This window comes from Aeromonas sp. s5, assembly GCF_040907865.1.
In the GTDB taxonomy this organism is placed as follows: Bacteria; Pseudomonadota; Gammaproteobacteria; order Enterobacterales; family Aeromonadaceae; genus Aeromonas; species Aeromonas dhakensis.
The window spans coordinates 156,735-175,528 of sequence record NZ_JBFOCO010000022.1 but is presented as its reverse complement, the minus strand read 5'-3'; the positions used below and the strand labels follow the sequence as shown (position 1 = coordinate 175,528).

The window sequence follows — 18,794 nt, the reverse complement described above, 5'->3', positions numbered from 1 at the left end:
CCTGTCTCTAGAGGTACAGAGATGCCAGGCGCAGTATCTCGCTCTGGTCAGTTTCTTTGGTATTAACGATCCCGGCGACCCGGCCATTGCTCATCACCATGATGCGATCCGTGATGCCGAGCAGTTCGGGCATTTCCGACGAGATGATGATGATGCCCTTGTCCTTCTTCGCCAGCTCCAGGATGAGCTGGTAGATCTCGAACTTGGCCCCCACGTCGATGCCGCGGGTCGGTTCGTCCAGCATCAGGATCTCCGGCTGGGTCAGCAGCCAGCGGCCGATGATCACCTTCTGCTGGTTGCCCCCGGAGAGGGAGCCGATCTGGGTCTGCTGGGTCGGCGTCTTGACCCGCATGGAGTCGATGACCCACTGGGTGTCGCTCTTCATCTTGTTGTCGCTGAGCAGCCCCATGGAGCCCTTGTAGTTGTCCATGTTGGCGATCAGGGAGTTGAAGGCGATGTCGAGGCGCGAATAGATGCCGGTGGAGCGGCGCTCCTCGGTCACCAGCGCAAAGCCGTTGCGGATCGCCTCGTGGGCGTTGTGGTTGGCCACCTCTTTGCCGTGCAGCTTGATGGACCCCTCGCTGCGGTCACGAATGCCGAACAGGGTCTCGACGATGTCGGTCCGCTTGGCCCCCACCAACCCGGCCACCCCGAGGATCTCCCCCTTGTGCAGGTTGAAGGTGATGTCCTGTATGGAGGGCTGGTTTTTCGCCGTCAGGTGCTCGACCTCGAGGATCACCTCTTTCGGCTGGTTGGTCTTCTCCGGGAAGCGCTGGGTGAGCTCGCGACCGACCATCATGCCGATGATCTGATCCATGGTCATGCCCTTGAGCGGCTGGGTCGCCACCCACTGGCCATCCCGCAATATGGTGATCTCATCACAGAGCTGGAAGATCTCTTCCATCTTGTGGGAGATGTAGACGATGCCGCACCCCTTCTCCTTGAGCTTGTTGATGATCTTGAAGAGGTGGCTCACCTCTTTCTCGGTCAGCGAGGAGGTGGGTTCGTCCATGATGACGATCTTGGCATCGTAGGAGAACGCCTTGGCGATCTCGATCATCTGCATCTGGGAGACGGAGAGGGTACCGACCTTGACCCGCGGGTCTATGTCGATGTCCAGCTCGTCGAAGATATGCTTGGTGTCCTGATACATCTTGCCGTGGTCGACGAACAGCCCCTTGGTGGGATAGCGACCGAGCCACATGTTGTCCATCACGGAGCGCTGCAATACCAGGTTCAGCTCCTGATGCACCATGGAGACACCGTTCTCCAGCGCCTCCTTGGAGGAGGTGAAGTTGATCTCCTGCCCCTTGAAGAAGATCTTGCCCTCATCCTTCTCGTAAATGCCGAACAAGCACTTGAGCAGCGTCGATTTTCCTGCCCCGTTCTCGCCCATCAACGCATGCACAGAATGAGGACGGACCCGTAAATTGACATTATCGAGTGCCTTGACGCCAGGAAAGCTCTTACTGACGCCAATCATCTCCAACAGCCATTCTGATTGTTGCTGTGTTGTCATATCAGCCATCACATCTGGTTGAAAAAAGGGCAAGGGATCTCCCTTGCCCTGGAGGAGGGAATTATTCGAATTTGGACAGGTTGTCTGCGTCTACGCCGACGTAGGGAACACGCACGACCTTGTTGACGATGTTCCAGCTGGTGCCTTCACCAGCCGGTTTTCCTTCAGCCAGGTTCTTGGTCAGCTCGTAGGTTGCCTTGGCCTGGTTGGCGGCATCGTTCAGCACGGTACCGGCCATGGCACCGCTTTTGACCAGCGCCAGCGCTTCAGGCAGTGCGTCCACGCCGAACACCGGGATGGCGGTCTTGCCCTGAGCCTTCAGCGACTCCACGGCGCCCATCGCCATGCCATCGTTGTTGGCGATGACCACTTCGATCTTGTTGGCGTTCGGGCCGGAGATCCAGGCGTCCATCTTGTCCTTGGCCATGGCGGTATCCCACATACCGGTATCCATGTGCAGCTGCTCTGTCTTGATGCCGCCATCGTTCAGGGTCTTGATGACGTAGGTGGTACGGGCTTCGGCATCCGGGTGACCCGGCTCGCCCTTCAGCAGCACGTACTGGATGACGCCATCCTTGTTGAGATCCCAGGCCGGGTTGGCTTTCCAGTGCTTAGCGATCAGCTGACCCTGGATGATGCCAGACTCCTTGGAATCGGTACCCACGTAGTAGGCCTTGTCATAGCTGGCCAGATCGGCGGCATTGGGCTCCTTGTTGTAGAACACCACGGGCACGTCCTCGCCACGGGCTTTCTCGATCACGACCGGGGCCGCCGCCGGGTCAACCAGGTTGATGGCCAGCGCCTTCACCCCCTTGGCCAGCAGCACGTCGATCTGGTCGTTCTGCTTGGACTGGTCATTCTGGGAGTCGTTCATCAGCAGCTCCACCCCCGGGTTGGCCGCCGCTTCCTTCTCGATTGCCTTGCGCACTACCGCCATGAAGTTGTCGTCGTATTTGTAGACTGTCACCCCGATGCGGGTTTCGGCATGGGCGGTGGCTCCTGCCATCAGGCTCATCAGTACGGCGGCAATGGTCGTGATCTTTTTCATTGTTATGCTCCGATCTCTCTATCTGTTTTTGTAGGGAATGCTGTACACCAAGTGAACTGGCGCCAGCCTAATGTAATCAGTTTGTTGTAAGTCGTTCTGTGATCATGACAACAAAATGAAAACGTTTACACTCTGTTACATAGCAATAAATCAATTAAAAATCATATAGTTATGCTTGACTGGTGACACTAAGGCTCCGAACGGAACTCTTTCTTATTAAGCAATCGCTCAGGTTCAGCGTAGAACACAGTTCCAATAGTAGCTGCCTGGTTGCAGCCAATATTCCGGTCGTACGCTCTGGCTCCAGGAGTCATCCCCCCCAATCCCCATATGAAAACCATCCAGACAGAGATGGATCCCGCCTGCGGCCACCAGATCGGTCTGGTGACGAGCCAGGGCCAGCTGCTGCTGACTGAAACGGCTCAGGCTGAAATGAAACAGCCCCTCGACCTCGACGGAGCCGAATCGCAGCTGACGGGTGTCACAGCGCAGCCCGTTGTCGGTCGGGAACACATACGCGGTGTGCAGCGCATCGAGCGACGACTGCCAGCGACCGAGGTCGGCAGCCAGCAGGCGATCCGGATAGTTCTCGTGCGGACCGCGCCCCAGCCAGCTCACCTCCTCCCCTGTCGCCAGCACCTCGCCGGTCAGCCAGAGCCGGGCGCCGATACGCGGCAGAGAGGGCATCTCGGCCGCCACCTCCACCTCGATGGCGAGGCGCATGGCCCCATCCTGATCGAACTGGTGGCGCCAGCGGGTCAGCAGCTTGAGCGTATCGCCGACGAAGTAACCGTGGCGTACCGTCACAACCCCTTGGTCAGGGCTCACTACCATATCGAGGCAGCGATGCTGCAACTCATTGAGCCCGGCCTCCTGCCAGCGAGCGATCCAGGCGTTGGGATCGGCGTGGTCCGCCTCGCTGGTACCGATGTCGTTGTCGAGCGGTGCCCGGTAGAAGTGATCGGCGATGGCCTCCTTCAGCTGCTCGCGGCCCAGCTTGTGCCAGCTTTGGACGCGGCCGCTGGTCTTGTCCAGCCGCCACTCGCTGTTGGCCGCCCGGATCTGCCAGCCATCCGCCAGCTCGATGAAGGTGGCCGGCGTGCGGACGATGGGCAGCGCCAGCGGCGCGGGCAACATGCATTGCTGGCGCGCCACCTCGTGACCGGCCACTGACCAGGGCGTGGCGGCGGGCTGCACGATGGCGAGGTCCAGCCAGGCGAGCGCCCCCGGCGCAAAGGCCGGCAACCGCTCCAGCAGGGTCAGCGTCACACTCCCCTGCGGCGCCAGGGTGAGTGGGCATTCACCCTGGCTCACCACCACGCCGTCTTCGCACAACCGCCACTGCAGAGTCTCGTTATCCGTCTCGCGAAACAGGTATTCGCTGCGGATCTCGACCGTCAGCGGCTGGCGGTGTTGCAAGGTCAGCACGAGGGGCTGCTGGGCACGTTTTGCCTCAAACAGGGCGGGATGGGGGGTACGGTCGGGGAAAACCAGACCATTGCAGCAGAACTGGCGATCATTCGGGGTATCGCCGAAATCACCGCCATAGGCCCAGAAGTGGCGACCGTCATCGGTCAGCTTGTCCAATCCCTGATCGACCCAATCCCAGACGAAGCCACCCTGCAACCGAGGATGATCGCGAAATGCCTGCCAGTAGTGGGCATAGCCCCCCAGGCTGTTGCCCATGGCGTGAGCGTATTCACACAGGATCAGCGGGCGGCTCTCCCCCGGCAGGCCGATCCACTTGGCCAGCGCCCACTTGGGCACCGCCGGGAAAGGTTGATCCTGATGGGGGCGGGCATACATGGGGCAGATGATGTCGGTGGCCGGCGTACCGGCCCCGCCCCCTTCGTATTGCACCGGACGGCTCGGATCCGCCCGCTTGACCCAGCCATACATGGCATCGTGGGCCGGGCCGTAACCCGACTCGTTGCCAAGGGACCAGATGATGATGCTGGGGTGATTGAAGTCGCGAGCCACCATGCGGGTCACCCGCTCCAGGAAGGTGTTGCTCCAGGCGGGATCCCGCGCCAGCCGCCCCATGGGGGTCATGCCGTGGGTCTCTAGGTTCGCCTCGTCCACCACATAGAGACCGAGCCGGTCGCACAGCCGATAAAGCTCGGGGTGATTGGGGTAGTGAGAGCAGCGCACCGCGTTGAAGTTGTGCCGCTTCATCAACAGCAGATCCTGCTCGATGGCCGCAGGGGTCACCACGTGCCCCGTTGCGGGGTGGTGCTCGTGGCGGTTGGCGCCACGGATCAGCAGCGGCTGACCATTGACCCGCAGCAGGCCGCCACGGATCTCCACCGCCCGAAAGCCCACGTCACAGGCTTCGCTCTCGATGGGTTCCCCCTGCTCGTCCAGCAGGGTCAGGGTGAGGCGATAAAGGTGGGGGGTCTCGGCGCTCCATTTGCGCGGGGTCGCGACCTCGAGCCAGCACTCGGCACGATCGTCATACGCCCCTTTCTCGTCAATGGCTTGCGTGCCGATCGGCTGGCACAGGGTCGCCACCCGCTCGCCGCCGTCATAGAGGCTGATCTCCACCGACAGGCCGGTCCCATTGGCTACCTGCAATGCGATCTTGAGGCGGGCGTCCCGGTAGCAGGCATCGAGCTCGGGCGTTACCCGGATATCCATCAGATGACGAGCCGGTTTGTGCAGCAGGCTGACGGAGCGGAAGATGCCGCTCATGCGCCACATGTCCTGATCTTCCAGATAGGAGCCGTCGGACCAGCGCAGCACCAGCACTGCCAGCCGGTTGTCACCACGGCAGAGGAAAGAGGTCAGGTCAAATTCGGCAGGCAGCCGGCTGTCCTGGGAGTAACCGACCCAGCGACCGTTGCAGAAGAGGTGAAAAGCGCTGTCCACCCCGTCGAAGATGATCCGGGTCTGGCCGCTGGTGAGCCAGTCGGTCGGCACGCTGAACTCGCGGGAGTAGCAGCCGGTAGGATTCTCTGCCGGCACCCGCGGTGGATCGCACGGGAAGGGATACTTGATGTTGGTGTAGATGGGCACGTCGGTCACAGGCCGCAACCCTGGGTAGGCCGCATCCAGCTGCCAGTTGCCTGGCACCTGGATGGGACAGGAATCGGCCAGATCCTGTGCCAGCCACTGCTCCGGCACCAACTCGGGCGCCGCGAAGAAGGAGAAGCGCCACTCCCCATCCAGCAGGGTGCGCGAAGGCGAGGCGAGATCATCACGCGCCTCGGCCTCTCTGCGCCAGCTGAACAAGGGGGTATGGGCGGGCAGCCTATTCACTGCGGTAATCGCCTGGGTCTGCCAGTCCTGACGGGCCACTATCTCCCTGAGCATTCGTCTCTCTCCCTGCATGAACGCCGAAAACGTATGCAGTGTAGGGGAGATTTGCCCAGTGATCGGCGATCCCGCTCACACAGATGTAAACGATTACACTGAATTTGTTAAGTAAAACAGAGTAAAAATGCGCTAAATGCAGGTAAAAGACCAAGGCTCCGGATCACGCGCCTCAAAAACGGCGATCCGGAGCGATAAACGGAGGTAAATGAAAGGGATCAGCTTCGAACGGGCGCCACCGAGTGGCGGTTGATCAGGGTCGGGGTGTAAATGCGGCTCTGTACCACCTCGCTTTCGCCCGCTGCCAGCTGCAGGGCCAGCTTGGCCGCCTGGGCTGCCATCAGTTCGATGGGATAGCGCATGGTGGAGAGCTTGGGTCTCAGGTATCTGGCGTAGATGATGTCATCGAAGCCCACCACCGACACCTCCTCCGGCACCTTGAGGCCGTTGTCCGCCAGCACCGAGATGGCACCCGCCGCCATGGCATCGTTGTAGGCCACCACGGCCGTGATGGGCAGCCCCTTGGCCAGCAGGTTGAGCATGGCCCGCTCGCCGCCCTCCTCGTTGGGCATGCCGCTCTCCACCAGCTCGGGGTCGGCGCGCACGCCCGCCTCGGCCAGCGCATCCTGATAGCCCTGCAGCCGCAGGATGGCATCCTCGATGGCGTGATCGGAGCTCAGGAAGGCGATGTGACGGTGGCCCAGCTCCAGCAGATGCCGGGTCGCCGTGGCGGCCCCCTGCCGGTTGTTGAGGGCGATGCAGCGCCCCTTGAGTGCCGGGATGTCGCGGTTGATCAGCACCATGCCGGGCACCCGCAACGCATAGTCGATCAACTCCTCATCGCTCAGCGCCTTGCTGTGCACCACCAGCGCCTCGCAGCGCTTGCCGATCAGCAGCTCGATGGATTCGCGCTCCTGCCGTGCCGTGTGAAAACCATTACCCATCAACAGGTGCAGCCCCTGTTCCACCGCCACCGCGGCGACCCCCTTGACCAGGGCGCCGAAGAAGGGATCCGCCACATCGCCCACCAGCACGCCCATGGTGTCGCAGGTCTGACTGACCAATGCCCGTGCGTTGGCATTGGGGGTGTAGCCCAGTTCGGCCATGGCTTTCAACACCACCTCGCGGGAGGCTGCGCTGGCCTTGGGTGAGTTGTTCATCACCCGTGAAACCGTTGCCACCGATACGTTGGCCAAACGGGCGACATCCTTGATGGTACTCATGCTGTTTTCACTTATTTCACGGTTCGGGACTAGGCCATTATACCGAGCAATGTCACTGATAACATGGGGAAAAGCCATATTGCTGAAATGATGACCACCAAAACAAGTGTAATCGTTTACACGTATTTGTTAGCCAGTTCACAGTTTGCCCGCCAGCCCCTCGGCTAGACTCCTTCACAGGCTTTTTTTGAGCGTGGAGATGAGGATGAAAGTACTGGTCACCGGCGGCTGCGGTTACATCGGCAGCCACACCTGCCTGGCACTGCAGGCGGCCGGCATGGAGCCCGTGGTGGTGGACAACCTCTGCAACAGCAAGGCCGGCGTACTGGCCCGCATCGCCGCCATCAGCGGGCGCGAGCCCCGCTTCTATCGGGGGGACATCCGTGACCCGCTCCTGCTGGATCGCATCTTCAGCGAGCAAAGGATCGATGCCGTGATCCACTTCGCCGCCCTCAAGGCGGTCGGCGAGTCCACCCGCATCCCCCTCGACTACTACGAGAACAACCTGAGCAGCACCCTGGTATTGCTGCAGGCGATGAAGCGGGCCGGCGTCCACAACCTGGTGTTCAGCTCGTCGGCCACCGTCTACGGTGACCCGGCCAGCACGCCCATCCGGGAAGATTTCCCGCGCAGTGCCACCAATCCCTACGGCCGATCCAAGCTGATCATCGAAGAGATCCTCGAGGATCTGCAGCGGGCCGAACCGCACTGGAGCATGACCCTGCTGCGCTACTTCAACCCGGTCGGCGCCCACGAGTCGGGCACCATGGGGGAAGATCCCCAAGGGATCCCCAACAACCTGATGCCGTTTTTGACCCAGGTCGCCATCGGCCGGCGCGACTGCCTCTCCGTCTTTGGTAACGATTACCCCACCGTCGACGGCACTGGCGTGCGCGACTACATCCACGTGATGGATCTCGCCGAAGGGCACGTCAAGGCGCTGCAGCACTGCGCCAACAAGGGCGGCGTGCACGTCTACAACTTGGGCACGGGCCAGGGTCAGAGCGTGCTGCAGATGGTGGCGGCGTTCGAGGCGGCCAGCGGTCGCCCCTTGCCCTATCGCATCGAACCAAGACGCCCGGGCGACATCGCCGAATGCTGGGCCGATCCCGCCAGGGCCGAGCGCGAGCTGGGCTGGCGTGCCCGGCGGGATCTGGCCGCCATGTGCGCCGACAGCTGGCGCTGGCAATCCGCCAACCCGCAGGGGTATGAGGCGTGATGCCCGTTTTGCTCCCTTCTCCCTTGTGGGGGAAGGGCCACAGATGAGAGGCGCCCCCGCCCTCATCAACTGCCCGCATTTTCTTTTATTGAGCTTGAGGAGTGATGATGTTCAACCCGGTTGATCACCCCCACCGTCGTTTCAACCCGCTGACCGGTCAATACGTGCTGGTCTCCCCCCACAGGGCCAAGCGCCCCTGGCAGGGCCAGGTCGAGAAGGTGAGCCAGGCACCGAGCCAGGCCCATGACCCCGACTGCTTCCTCTGTGCCGGCAACAAGCGCGTCACCGGCGACCAGAATCCCGACTATCGGGATACCTTCGTCTTTACCAACGACTTCGCCGCCCTGATGCAGGACACCCCGGCCGCCAGTGGCGAGCAGGATCCCCTGCTCAAGCTGGAAGCCGCTCGCGGCACCAGCCGGGTCATCTGCTTCTCGCCGGATCACGGCAAGACTCTGCCCGAGCTGCCTCTGCCCGCCATCGAGAAGGTGATCACCACCTGGATGGAGCAGGTAGCCGAGCTGTCGGCCCAGTGGGAGTGGGTGCAGGTGTTTGAAAACAAGGGCGCCGTCATGGGCTGCTCCAACCCGCATCCCCACGGTCAGCTGTGGGGCAGCGACTTCCTGCCCAATGAAATTGCCCGCGAAGAGCAGCACCAGCGCGCCTGGCTGGCGGAGCACGGCCGCCCGCTGCTGGTCGACTACGTGGAGCGGGAGCTGCAGGATCGCTCCCGCATCGTGGTGGAGACCGAACACTGGCTGGCGGTAGTGCCCTTCTGGGCGGCCTGGCCGTTCGAAACCCTGCTGCTGCCCAAACGCCATGTCCCCTCTCTGCTCGACCTCACCCCCGAGCTGCAGCAGGATCTGGCCATCGCGCTCAAGGAGCTCACCAGCCGCTACGACAACCTGTTCGAGTGCAGCTTCCCCTACTCCATGGGCTGGCACTTTGCCCCGCCCCGCTCCGACTGCCCAGAGGCGTGGCAACTGCACGCCCACTTCTATCCGCCCCTGCTGCGCTCCGCCACGGTGCGCAAATTCATGGTGGGCTTCGAGATGCTGGCCGAGACCCAGCGCGACCTGACTCCGGAGCAAGCCGCGGAGCGCCTGCGTACCCTTTCCCCCGTTCATTACAAAGCCAATGAGGTGACCCCATGACCCCGAGCCAGCGCGTCAGCGCCGTGTTTGCCGAGCAGTTTGAGCAACAACCCGACCTGCTGGTGCGGGCCCCCGGCCGCGTCAACCTCATCGGCGAGCACACCGACTACAACGACGGCTTCGTGCTGCCCTGCGCCATCGACTACGAGACCTGCGTCGCCATCGGCCTGCGCGATGACAGCCTGGTGCACGTGGTCGCCGCCGACTACGGCAACCAGCGCGACCTGTTCGATCTCGGCCAACCCATCAATCATCATGCCGACCAGCGCTGGAGCGACTACATCCGCGGGGTGGTGAAGTACCTGCAGGAGCGGGGCTATCCCCTGCGCGGCCTCAATCTGGTGGTCTCCGGCAACGTGCCGCAGGGGGCCGGCCTCTCCTCTTCCGCCTCGCTGGAGGTGGCCATCGGCCAGGCCTTCAAGGAGGCGCTGGGGCTCACCATCAGCCAGGCCGAGATTGCCCTCAACGGCCAGCAGGCGGAGAACCAGTTCGTCGGCTGCAACTGCGGCATCATGGACCAGATGATCTCCGCCAGCGGCAAACAGGATCACGCCCTGCTGCTCGACTGCCGCTCGCTGGAAACCCGGCTCATCCCCATGCCTACCGATTTGGCGGTGCTGATCGTCAACTCCAACGTCCGTCGCGGCCTGGTGGACAGCGAATACAACACCCGTCGCCAGCAGTGCGAAGCCGCCGCCCGTCACTACGGGGTCAAGGCGCTGCGCGATCTCGATCTGGCGGCGCTGGAAGCGGGCAAGGCCGGGCTGGATGAGGTCTGCTACCGACGTGCCCGTCACGTGGTGGGCGACAACAGCCGCACCCTGGCCGCCGCCGATGCGCTGGCGCAGGGGGATCTGGTACGCCTCGGCGAGCTGATGGCCGACTCCCACGCCGCCATGCGCGATGACTTCGAGATCACCGTGCCCGCCATCGACGGTCTGGTGGAGATCATCAAGGCCAGGATCGGTACCGAGGGCGGCGTACGGATGACCGGTGGCGGCTTCGGTGGCTGCGTGGTCGCCCTGTTGCGCCCAGAGAAAGTGGCCGAGGTGATCGCCGCGGTCGATGCCGAGTACCCGGCCCGCTTCGGCCTCAAGGCCGACAGCTACGTCTGCCGCGCCAGCGCGGGGGCGGGAAAACTATGAGCCCATTTATGATGCAGGCCGACGGCCATGTCTGCCGGCTCGGCAACGCCGGTGCAGGCAAACTATGAGCGATGCCATGATCCCGTTCGAGCTGGAAAACGAGGAGGGGCTGCGCCTGCGCGGCCTCAACTTCGGCGCTACCCTCACCTCCCTCACCCTGCCGGTGGCGGGCGGGCGCCGCGAAGTGCTGCTGGGCTGCGCCGATGAGGTCTACCCCGCTCAGCAGGTGTGGCTGGGGGCGGTGGCGGGGCGCTTTGCCAACCGCATCGGCAACGCCGAGCTGCTGCGCGACGGCCAGCGCTGGCCACTGGATGCCAACCAGCCGCCCCACTGCCTGCACGGCGGGCGGGCGGGGTTTCATCGCCAGCACTGGCAGATCAAGGAGCGAGAGGCGGACCGGGTCAGGCTGACCCTGCTTTCCCGAGCGGGGGATCAGGGTTTTCCCGGCAACCTGCGGGTCACGCTGGAGTACCGGCTGGAGCAGTGCGATCTGGTGGTGGATTTCGTCGCCAGCACGGATGCCGCGACCCCGGTCAGCCTCACCAGCCACACCTACTTCAATCTCGATGGGCAAGCCACCGGCGGCGATGTGCGCGATCACCTCATCCGCCTCAATGCCGACCGTTTCCTGCCGACCGACCCGAGCGGGCTACCGCTCGCGATCGCACCGGTGGAGGGGCCGTTCGATCTGCGCCACGAACGCCTGATCGGACAAGATTGGCTGAGCCACCCCCAGCAGCAACAGGCCAAGGGGTATGATCACGCCTTTGTGCTCAACGGGCCAAGCGCCGAGTGGGCTGCCCGGGTGGTCTCGGGGGATCGCCAGCTGGCGATGGAGGTCTACACCAACCAGCCCTCGCTGCAGTTCTACACCGGCAACTGGCTGGCCAATACGCCGGCACGCGATGGCCGGCTCCATCGGGATTACGACGGCTTCTGCCTGGAGGCCCAGCAGCTGCCCGACAGCCCCAACCGGCCCGAGCTGGGGGATCCCTGGCTGTTGCCGGGGCAGACCTACCGCCATCAGACCCGTTACCGCTTTATCGCCACCAGCTGACCCCGGCCCCCTCTTCTCCCACCCAGACATGCCGAGCGAAGAGGGACCGGGGTCACCCCTCGCCTCTGCTCGCAAACAAGTCCACGCAAGGAGTCGTTATGGATGATCACTACCTCGCCGCCCCCGACCGCTACCAGCGCCAGCCCTATCGACCCGCCGGTCGCCACGGCCTGCGCCTGCCCGGCATAGCTCTCGGCCTCTGGCACAACTTCGGCGCCGAGTGCGATCCCGCCACCGCGAAAGCCATGGTGCACCAGGCGTTCGATCTGGGCATCACCCACTTCGATCTGGCCAACAACTACGGGCCGCCGCCGGGGTCGGCCGAGCAAACCTTCGGCAGGCTGCTCAAGGGGAGCCTGGCGCCCTATCGAGACGAGCTCATCATCGCCAGCAAGGCGGGTTATGTGATGTGGGATGGCCCCTATGGCGACGGCGGCAGCGCCAAATACCTGTTTGCCAGTCTGCACCAGAGCCTGCGCCGGCTCGGTCTCGACTACGTGGACATCTTCTACCACCACAGGCCGGATCCGCGCACCCCGCTGGAAGAGACCTGTCAGGCGCTGGCGCTGATGGTTCGTCAGGGCAAGGCGCTCTACATCGGCCTCTCCAACTACCCGGCCCCGCTCGCCGCACAGGCCGCCGCCCGGCTGGCGGAGCTGGGCACCCCCTGTCTGGTCAACCAGCTCAAATACTCCCTGTTCCAGCGCGATATTGAAGCCGAAACCCTGCCGGTCTGCCGCGAGCACGGCATGGGGGTGGTCGCCTTCTCGCCGCTGGCGGGCGGACTGCTGAGCGATCGCTACCTGGCGGGCATTCCGGCGGATTCCCGCGCCGCCAGTGCCAGCCCCTTCCTCAAGCCCGAGCAGATCACCGTCGGCAAGCTGGCCACCATCCGGGCCCTGCACACGCTGGCGCAGCAGCGGGGCCAACCGCTGTCGCAACTGGCGCTGCAGTGGGTCCTGCGCGACTCTGTGGTGAGCTGCGCCCTGATCGGTGCCAGCAGCCCGCAGCAGATTGTCAGCGCGGTGGAGGCCCAGGCCCAGCCCCCGCTGGATGCGGCGCTGCTGCTGCAGATCGAGGGGATCCTGGCCGGTCAGGGTCCCGCCTGATCGGAGCCGCTGAGCGCCGAACACCATATAGGCCCGAATGAAAACCAATGACCTCGCCGTCGATCCCGCCGGCGGGGCCTGGCGCCAACACAATATTCACTGGTTGCCCGCCCGATTTTCCTCCATCATTGGTCGCCCCTAGCTCGGCTCGGGGCCGACTTCATCCGGACCAATAATCAAGAGATCTGAAACATGACAGAGTCTTACGCCCTGTTTGTCGCCTTCGTGCTGGGCATAGTGGAGGGCCTGACCGAGTTCCTCCCCGTCTCCTCCACCGGCCACATGATCATCGTCGGCCACCTGCTTGGCTTCGACGGCCCCAAGGCTGCCACCTTCGAAGTGGTGATCCAGATGGGCTCCATCCTGGCGGTGGTCGCCGTGTTCTGGCGCCGCCTGTTTGGCCTCATCGGTATCCACTTCGGCCAGAAGCCGGCGCAGGGACACGCCACCCTCTCGCTGGTGCACATCATCCTCGGCATGCTGCCCGCCGTCGTCATCGGCCTCGCCATCCACAGCTGGATCAAGGCCCATCTGTTCGGCCCGCAGACCGTGATGTACGCCCTGGTCGCCGGCGGCATCCTGCTGATCATCGCCGAGAAGTTCCGCCCGGCGGTACGCTCCGAAACCCTGGACGACATCAGCTACAAGCAGGCGTTCGGCATCGGCCTGTTCCAGTGCCTGGCACTCTGGCCTGGCTTCTCCCGCTCCGGTGCCACCATCAGCGGCGGCATGCTGATGGGGATCAGCCGTCAGGCGGCGGCCGAGTTCTCCTTCATCCTGGCGGTGCCCATGATGGTGGCGGCCAGCGGACTGGATCTCTACAAGAGTCGCGACTTCCTCTCCATGGCCGACTTCCCCATGTTCGCGGTGGGTTTCGTCACCGCCTTCGTGGTGGCCATGATCGCCATCAAGACTTTCCTGGCGCTGATCCGTCGCCTCGACTTCATCCCGTTCGCCATCTACCGCTTCGTGGTGGCCTTCGCCGTCTACCTGGTGTTCGTGGCCTGATCCGGTCAACGCACCATGCAAAAAGGGACCCGAGGGTCCCTTTTTTTATTGCCGCCAAGGCTCAGTAGAGGCGATGGCTGATGCCGTTGAGCAGCCGCGACAACCCCTTGGTGAACTGCACCGGCGCATCCTGCACCGTGTAGCAGAGGCAGCCGTCCGGCGTGTGCGGACTGTGGGCGTGGTTGGCATCGCGCCAGATGAAGTCCCCCGCCTGATAGCGGGTATCGCCATCTTCGATGGTGCCGGCCAGCAGCAGGGTCAGCTCATAACCCTTGTGAGTGTGCTCAGGGATGCGGCCACCCGCCTCTATGTGCAGCAGGCTGGCACGGGCCCCCTGCTCGTCAAGCGGCAGGCTCACCTGCCGGATCGCGCCGATGTGGCGCCAGTTGGGGGCGTGGTGACGGGCCAGCACCCGCGGCAACCGGTACGACTGGCCCGCCACCTGCAGCTCGGGCTGAACCGCCGCCGACTGACTCAACGCAGCCGCAGTGGCCACCGGCTGTTGCAGTATGCCGGCCAGCATGGCATCGAACGCAGTCGGCAGCGGCTCGCACTCTTCCGCCGGGGTCAGGTATTGCCGGGCCAGCTCCTCTTCGCAGGCCCGCAGCCGGGCCGCACAATCGGGGCAGAGCTCGCAGTGGGCGGAGACGCCGACGGCCAGCGGCAGGGGCAGTTCGTCGGCGGCAAAGGCGCGCAACATGGCCTGAACGGGATGGGCTTTAATCATGGCCTTGCTCCACTTGTTCCTTCAATTTCTGTAACGCCAGTCTGAGGCGGGATTTGATGGTGCCGAGCGGCACGCCGAGCCGGTCCGCCAGCTCCTGCTGGGAGAGCTCCTGCAGGTAGATGCCGCGCACCACCTGCTGTTGCGGCTCCGGCAGGGTGCCGAGGTAGTGGGCCATCTGACGAGTCAGCACCGCGTCTTCGCCGCCGCTCAGGTGCTCCTCTTCCGCCCTGTACTCCAGCATGGGCCACAGCTCCTCGGCGCAGAGCTCTTCCTTGCTGGCGCGGCGCCGGCGCAGCATGTCGAAGCCCTGGTTGCGCATGACGGTGTAGATCCAGGTGGTGGCGGCTCCCTTGTCGGGGTGGTAGAGACGGGCCTTCTGCCAGACCAGCAGCATGGTCTCCTGCACCAGCTCCATGGCGTTGGCCTCGCTGCCGAGGTGGCGCAGCCCATAGCTGCGGATGCGCGGCGCGAAGTGCTGGAACAGGGTGGCAAAGGCGACCTTGTCGCCATGTTCGGCAACCCTGACGAGCAGGGACTTGAGATCGCCGGCTGGGTCATCCATGGGGGGCGATATCCTGTACGGAGTCGATTGTGATTGGCCAGTATATGCCATTGCGCCATGCCTTGAAGAGGGTGGTGAGTGCCAATACGTGCGGCGCGGCAAAAGGATCACCGGCGCGGCCATCAAAAACGGCTCAGTGGCTGGCGACCAGCAATCCGCTCAGCAGGGAGAGCGCCGGCTGGTTGTCTTCCGCCGCCACCAGCCACTGTTTCTGCTCAACGGGGATGGGCAACACTTCCAGCCAGCGCTGGGCCACCCAGCTGGCATCGTCCCAGTCCGGGTTGCGATAGAGGGCCGCGTACTCCGGATAGTCGTTGAACACCTCCTGCAGCGCCCTGGCCAACGAGTGCTGGTCGGCATTGAGCCGGCCGGTGCGCCAGGGGGGCAGCACGTCCACCTCCCCGACCCGCAAGCCGTCCGACTCCTGCCACAGATCGGTGATCCTGACCCGCTCCATGCCGAGCACTGTGATGCCGAGCAGACCGTCCGGCAGTTGATCGAAGTCGACGATCCGTACCCGGGTGGCGATGGGGTACATGTTGCGCAGCGCATCGGGCTGGCGGGGATCCAGCATGCAGATAGCAAACCCCTGCTCTCCCGCCTCGGCGATCATGCGCTGATATCTGGGCTCGAAGATGCGCAGCGGCATGATGCCACCGGGCAGCAGGTGGGCCGAGAGGGGAAACAGCGCCAGTTTCATCGACAGATTCCTCGGTAAAAGGTACCTGTTGATACGACCGGGGCGGCGGGGCAGATCATTCAGAACGAGTTGGAATAAAAAACCCCTTAACAATCAGGGGAAAATAGCCTGGACAAGCCGCTTCAATATGCAGTAGAAATGGATAAGCACCGTAATTTCCGTCCAATATTCTGGGATCTGGTGCCAAATGCAGTGAAATATCCGCCCGACCGCGAGCGGCGGGTCATCCCTATAGTTTTCTCGGGCCGATGCGGGTAAAATTCACGCCCTTATATATCAGTCATTTTTCGACGCGCAACCTTGGTGGTCAGTTATGAAAGAGCATATTCATCATCTACTTGAACAAACGGTAGCCAATCTCAAGTCAGCGGGCATCCTGCCGGCGGACCTGGAAGCCCGCGTGCAAGTAGACCGATGCAAGGAGAAGGCTCACGGTGACCTGGCCACCAACCTGGCCATGCTGCTGGCCAAACCGGCCCGCAAGAATCCCCGTGAGCTGGCCGCTGCCATCATCGAGCACCTGCCTGCCTCCGATCTGATCGCCAAGGTCGAGATCGCCGGCCCCGGCTTCATCAACTTCTTCTTCGACCCGAGCTGGCTGGCCGGTCAGGTAGAGGCCATGGTGACCTCCGCCAACGCCAACGTGAAGCTGCCAGCCCCGCAGACCGTGGTGGTGGACTACTCCGCCCCCAACGTGGCCAAAGAGATGGCGGTGCATCACATCCGCTCCACCGTCCTCGGTGACGTGGCTGCCCGCGCCCTCGAGTTCCTCGGCCACAAGGTGGTGCGTGCCAACCACATCGGCGACTGGGGTACCCAGTTCGGCATGTTGATCGCCTATCTGGAGAAGATGGCCAACGAGCACGCCTCCGACATGGAGCTGCGCGATCTGGAAGCCTTCTACACCCAGGCCAAGCGTCACTACGACGAAGACGAAGCGTTCGCCGAGCGCGCGCGCAACTACGTGGTCAAGCTGCAGGGTGGTGATGAGTACTGCCGCACCATGTGGAAGAAGCTGGTCGACATGACCATGGAGCAGAACCAGCGCAACTACGACCGCCTGAATGTCTCCCTGACCAACAAGGACATCATGGGCGAGTCCATGTACAACGACATGCTGCCGGAGATCGTCGCCGATCTGAAAGCGCGCGGCCTGGCGGTCGAGAGCGAAGGCGCCACCGTCGTCTTCCTTGACGAGTTCAAGAACAAGGATGGCGAGCCCATGGGCGTCATCATCCAGAAGAGCGATGGCGGCTTCCTCTACACCACCACCGACATCGCCTGTGCCAAGTATCGTTACGAGACCCTGGGCGCCGACCGGGTGATGTACTTCATCGACTCCCGTCAGCACCAGCATCTGATGCAGGCCTGGACCATCACCCGCAAGGCGGGCTATGTGCCGGAATCCGTGCCCCTCGAGCACCACGCCTTCGGCATGATGCTGGGCAAGGATGGCCGCCCCTACAAGACCCGCTCCGGCGGTACCGTCAAGCTGGTCGACCTGCTGAATGAGGCAGAAGAGCGCGCCGCCGCCCTGCTGGAGAGCCGCAACAGCGACCTCTCCGCCGAGGAGAAGGCCCAGGTGGTGCACGCCATCGCCATGGGTGCGGTCAAGTATGCGGATCTCTCCAAGAACCGCACCACCGACTACATCTTCGACTGGGACCTGATGCTGTCGTTTGAAGGCAACACGGCGCCCTACCTGCAGTACGCCTACACCCGGATCCAGTCCATCTTCCGCAAGGCCGGCGTCGATGCCGACACCCTGGGCGGCAAGGTGGTCCTGAACGAGGAAGCGGAAGAGACCCTGGCCCAGAAGCTGATCCAGTTCTCCGACGCGGTCAACGGCGTGGCGGACAAGGGCATGCCGCACCTGCTCTGTACCTATCTGTACGAGCTGTCCGGCAACTTCATGACCTTCTACGAAGCCTGCCCGATCAACAAGGATGGCGTGGACGAGGCGACCCGTCAGAGCCGTCTGCTGCTGTGCGCCGCCACCGCCAAAGTGCTCAAGCTGGGCCTGGGCGTACTGGGCATCCACACCCTGGAGCGCATGTAATAGATGGCGACCCGGGATTATGTCGGCAGCCGCCCGCGACGTCGGGCGGGTGGTCGCAACACCAAGAAAGCGGCACCTCGCCGCTTTCCTGTTATCCCGGCCCTGCTGGCCGTGGTGTTGCTGGCGGGGTTCGGCGGCTTCCTCTACATGATCAGTGGCAAGGGCAACGACGCCCCCACCATTGAGGAGCAGGTGAAAGCCAACAAGCCCAAGGCCCAGAGCAACGGCCTGCCGCAGGAGAAGTGGAGCTACATCGAACGGCTGGAGAACAAGCAGGTTGACATCGTCGAGCCGCCGCCCCAGCCGGGCGTGCTGCCGCCACCGCCGGCGGAAACCATGACCCTGCAGCCGGAGAAGCTGCCGCAGCCGGTGCCGACCAATATTCCCCAGCCTGGAACCCCCATCGGCCAGGTGCAGCCCTACAAGCCGCAACCGGTACAACCGGCCAAGCCGGCGACCGGCGCGCCGGTAGCCAGTGCCCAGGAGCAGGTGATCGACCGCAAAGCCGAGCGGGATCGGATGGAGCGGGAGCTGCGCGCCGAACTGGAGCGGGAACGGGCTGAGGCCGCCAAGGCCAAGGCGGCGACCCCGCCTGCCGCGGCTGACAACGAGCGCTACATGATGCAGTGCGCCGCCCTGCGTTCGCAGGATTCCGCGGAATCCCTCAAGGCGCGCATCGCCTTCACCGCCGGGCTCTCCTCCAGCCTGCAGGTGGTGAACGGGGCCGGTGGCGCCGTCTACAAGGTGATGGTGGGCCCCTTCAGCGGCAAGGCGGCGGCCGATGCAGCCAACCGCAAGCTGCAGGGCTCTGGCATCAGCGGCTGCATCCCCAAGAAGGGGTGATCGCAGCGTCCATAAACAGGGCCTGGTGGCAACACCCGGCCCTGTTTCTTTTGGTGCCAGTCGCCACCACTCCCAGCCAACCCCGTTGGCCGCGCCAGAGCGCAGGCTT

Annotated in this window: 15 protein-coding genes; 8 read left to right on the top strand and 7 right to left on the bottom strand. The window is 63.6% G+C overall.

The features are described 5' to 3' along the window. Nucleotides 1-7: 7 nt before the first annotated feature. The 4 genes from mglA to AB5Y94_RS12575 form a co-directional block, all read right to left on the bottom strand. Nucleotides 8-1,528: a galactose/methyl galactoside ABC transporter ATP-binding protein MglA gene (gene mglA / locus AB5Y94_RS12590; protein WP_017781206.1), complete on the bottom strand. Its 1,521-nt coding sequence runs from the start codon at nt 1,526-1,528 to the stop codon at nt 8-10. A 52-nt stretch (nt 1,529-1,580) separates the two neighbouring features. Continuing rightward, nucleotides 1,581-2,567, bottom strand: coding sequence for a galactose/glucose ABC transporter substrate-binding protein MglB (mglB, locus tag AB5Y94_RS12585; protein ID WP_017781207.1), 987 nt, complete (start codon nt 2,565-2,567; stop codon nt 1,581-1,583). 234 nt (nt 2,568-2,801) lie between these two features. Beyond that, complete coding sequence (locus AB5Y94_RS12580) at nt 2,802-5,879, bottom strand: beta-galactosidase (protein WP_368205668.1); 3,078 nt, start codon at nt 5,877-5,879, stop codon at nt 2,802-2,804. A 218-nt stretch (nt 5,880-6,097) separates the two neighbouring features. Then, the gene (locus AB5Y94_RS12575) at nt 6,098-7,102 is read right to left on the bottom strand and encodes a substrate-binding domain-containing protein (RefSeq protein ID WP_010635799.1); all 1,005 of its coding nucleotides are present in this window, start codon (nt 7,100-7,102) and stop codon (nt 6,098-6,100) included. A gap of 205 nt (nt 7,103-7,307) precedes the next feature. Here AB5Y94_RS12575 and galE point away from each other — a divergent pair, with 205 nt between their 5' ends. The 6 genes from galE to bacA all read left to right on the top strand — a co-directional run bounded on the left by galE (nt 7,308) and on the right by bacA (nt 13,794). Then, on the top strand, nt 7,308-8,321 hold the full coding sequence (gene galE / locus AB5Y94_RS12570; protein WP_368205666.1) for a UDP-glucose 4-epimerase GalE: 1,014 nt from the start codon (nt 7,308-7,310) through the stop codon (nt 8,319-8,321). A gap of 107 nt (nt 8,322-8,428) precedes the next feature. Then, a complete protein-coding gene (locus AB5Y94_RS12565; protein ID WP_065018501.1) occupies nt 8,429-9,475 on the top strand; it encodes a UDP-glucose--hexose-1-phosphate uridylyltransferase in 1,047 nt (348 codons plus the stop codon). After that, nucleotides 9,472-10,620: a galactokinase gene (gene galK / locus AB5Y94_RS12560; protein ID WP_005306510.1), complete on the top strand. Its 1,149-nt coding sequence runs from the start codon at nt 9,472-9,474 to the stop codon at nt 10,618-10,620. The genes AB5Y94_RS12565 and galK overlap by 4 nt, the downstream gene beginning before the upstream one ends. Nucleotides 10,621-10,684: 64 nt before the next feature. Next, nucleotides 10,685-11,677 carry a galactose-1-epimerase gene (galM, locus tag AB5Y94_RS12555; protein WP_368205664.1) on the top strand — a complete coding sequence of 331 codons (993 nt, stop codon included), beginning with the start codon at nt 10,685-10,687 and terminating at the stop codon, nt 11,675-11,677. A 98-nt stretch (nt 11,678-11,775) separates the two neighbouring features. Continuing rightward, nucleotides 11,776-12,786: an aldo/keto reductase gene (locus tag AB5Y94_RS12550; RefSeq protein ID WP_368205662.1), complete on the top strand. Its 1,011-nt coding sequence runs from the start codon at nt 11,776-11,778 to the stop codon at nt 12,784-12,786. 192 nt (nt 12,787-12,978) lie between these two features. Next, nucleotides 12,979-13,794 (top strand): undecaprenyl-diphosphate phosphatase, encoded by an 816-nt coding sequence (bacA, locus tag AB5Y94_RS12545; protein WP_005306519.1) that lies wholly within the window; start codon nt 12,979-12,981, stop codon nt 13,792-13,794. 61 nt (nt 13,795-13,855) lie between these two features. Here bacA and AB5Y94_RS12540 read toward each other — a convergent pair whose 3' ends face one another. From AB5Y94_RS12540 to AB5Y94_RS12530, 3 genes are all read right to left on the bottom strand, one after another. Next, on the bottom strand, nt 13,856-14,521 hold the full coding sequence (locus tag AB5Y94_RS12540; protein WP_368205660.1) for a ChrR family anti-sigma-E factor: 666 nt from the start codon (nt 14,519-14,521) through the stop codon (nt 13,856-13,858). Continuing rightward, on the bottom strand, nt 14,514-15,083 hold the full coding sequence (locus AB5Y94_RS12535) for a sigma-70 family RNA polymerase sigma factor (protein WP_162519803.1): 570 nt from the start codon (nt 15,081-15,083) through the stop codon (nt 14,514-14,516). The genes AB5Y94_RS12540 and AB5Y94_RS12535 overlap by 8 nt, the downstream gene beginning before the upstream one ends. Nucleotides 15,084-15,216: 133 nt before the next feature. Beyond that, on the bottom strand, nt 15,217-15,783 hold the full coding sequence (locus AB5Y94_RS12530) for an LON peptidase substrate-binding domain-containing protein (RefSeq protein ID WP_010635790.1): 567 nt from the start codon (nt 15,781-15,783) through the stop codon (nt 15,217-15,219). Between the two features lie 313 nt (nt 15,784-16,096). Here AB5Y94_RS12530 and argS point away from each other — a divergent pair, with 313 nt between their 5' ends. Next, nucleotides 16,097-17,842, top strand: coding sequence for an arginine--tRNA ligase (gene argS / locus AB5Y94_RS12525; RefSeq protein WP_244364677.1), 1,746 nt, complete (start codon nt 16,097-16,099; stop codon nt 17,840-17,842). Between the two features lie 3 nt (nt 17,843-17,845). After that, on the top strand, nt 17,846-18,685 hold the full coding sequence (locus tag AB5Y94_RS12520; protein ID WP_017784188.1) for an SPOR domain-containing protein: 840 nt from the start codon (nt 17,846-17,848) through the stop codon (nt 18,683-18,685). Nucleotides 18,686-18,794: the final 109 nt, after the last annotated feature.

Bases quoted from the DNA above. Each gene is read 5' to 3' on its own strand.
- AB5Y94_RS12520 (WP_017784188.1), top strand. From the start codon at position 17,846: ATGGCGACCCGGGATTATGTCGGCAGCCGCCCGCGACGTCGGGCGGGT.
- mglA (WP_017781206.1), bottom strand. From the start codon at position 1,528: ATGGCTGATATGACAACACAGCAACAATCAGAATGGCTGTTGGAGATG.
- AB5Y94_RS12530 (WP_010635790.1), bottom strand. From the start codon at position 15,783: ATGAAACTGGCGCTGTTTCCCCTCTCGGCCCACCTGCTGCCCGGTGGC.
- AB5Y94_RS12575 (WP_010635799.1), bottom strand. From the start codon at position 7,102: ATGAGTACCATCAAGGATGTCGCCCGTTTGGCCAACGTATCGGTGGCA.
- galM (WP_368205664.1), top strand. From the start codon at position 10,685: ATGAGCGATGCCATGATCCCGTTCGAGCTGGAAAACGAGGAGGGGCTG.
- galE (WP_368205666.1), top strand. From the start codon at position 7,308: ATGAAAGTACTGGTCACCGGCGGCTGCGGTTACATCGGCAGCCACACC.
- AB5Y94_RS12565 (WP_065018501.1), top strand. From the start codon at position 8,429: ATGTTCAACCCGGTTGATCACCCCCACCGTCGTTTCAACCCGCTGACC.
- AB5Y94_RS12550 (WP_368205662.1), top strand. From the start codon at position 11,776: ATGGATGATCACTACCTCGCCGCCCCCGACCGCTACCAGCGCCAGCCC.
- AB5Y94_RS12580 (WP_368205668.1), bottom strand. From the start codon at position 5,879: ATGCTCAGGGAGATAGTGGCCCGTCAGGACTGGCAGACCCAGGCGATT.
- AB5Y94_RS12540 (WP_368205660.1), bottom strand. From the start codon at position 14,521: ATGATTAAAGCCCATCCCGTTCAGGCCATGTTGCGCGCCTTTGCCGCC.
- galK (WP_005306510.1), top strand. From the start codon at position 9,472: ATGACCCCGAGCCAGCGCGTCAGCGCCGTGTTTGCCGAGCAGTTTGAG.
- argS (WP_244364677.1), top strand. From the start codon at position 16,097: ATGAAAGAGCATATTCATCATCTACTTGAACAAACGGTAGCCAATCTC.
- AB5Y94_RS12535 (WP_162519803.1), bottom strand. From the start codon at position 15,083: ATGGATGACCCAGCCGGCGATCTCAAGTCCCTGCTCGTCAGGGTTGCC.
- mglB (WP_017781207.1), bottom strand. From the start codon at position 2,567: ATGAAAAAGATCACGACCATTGCCGCCGTACTGATGAGCCTGATGGCA.
- bacA (WP_005306519.1), top strand. From the start codon at position 12,979: ATGACAGAGTCTTACGCCCTGTTTGTCGCCTTCGTGCTGGGCATAGTG.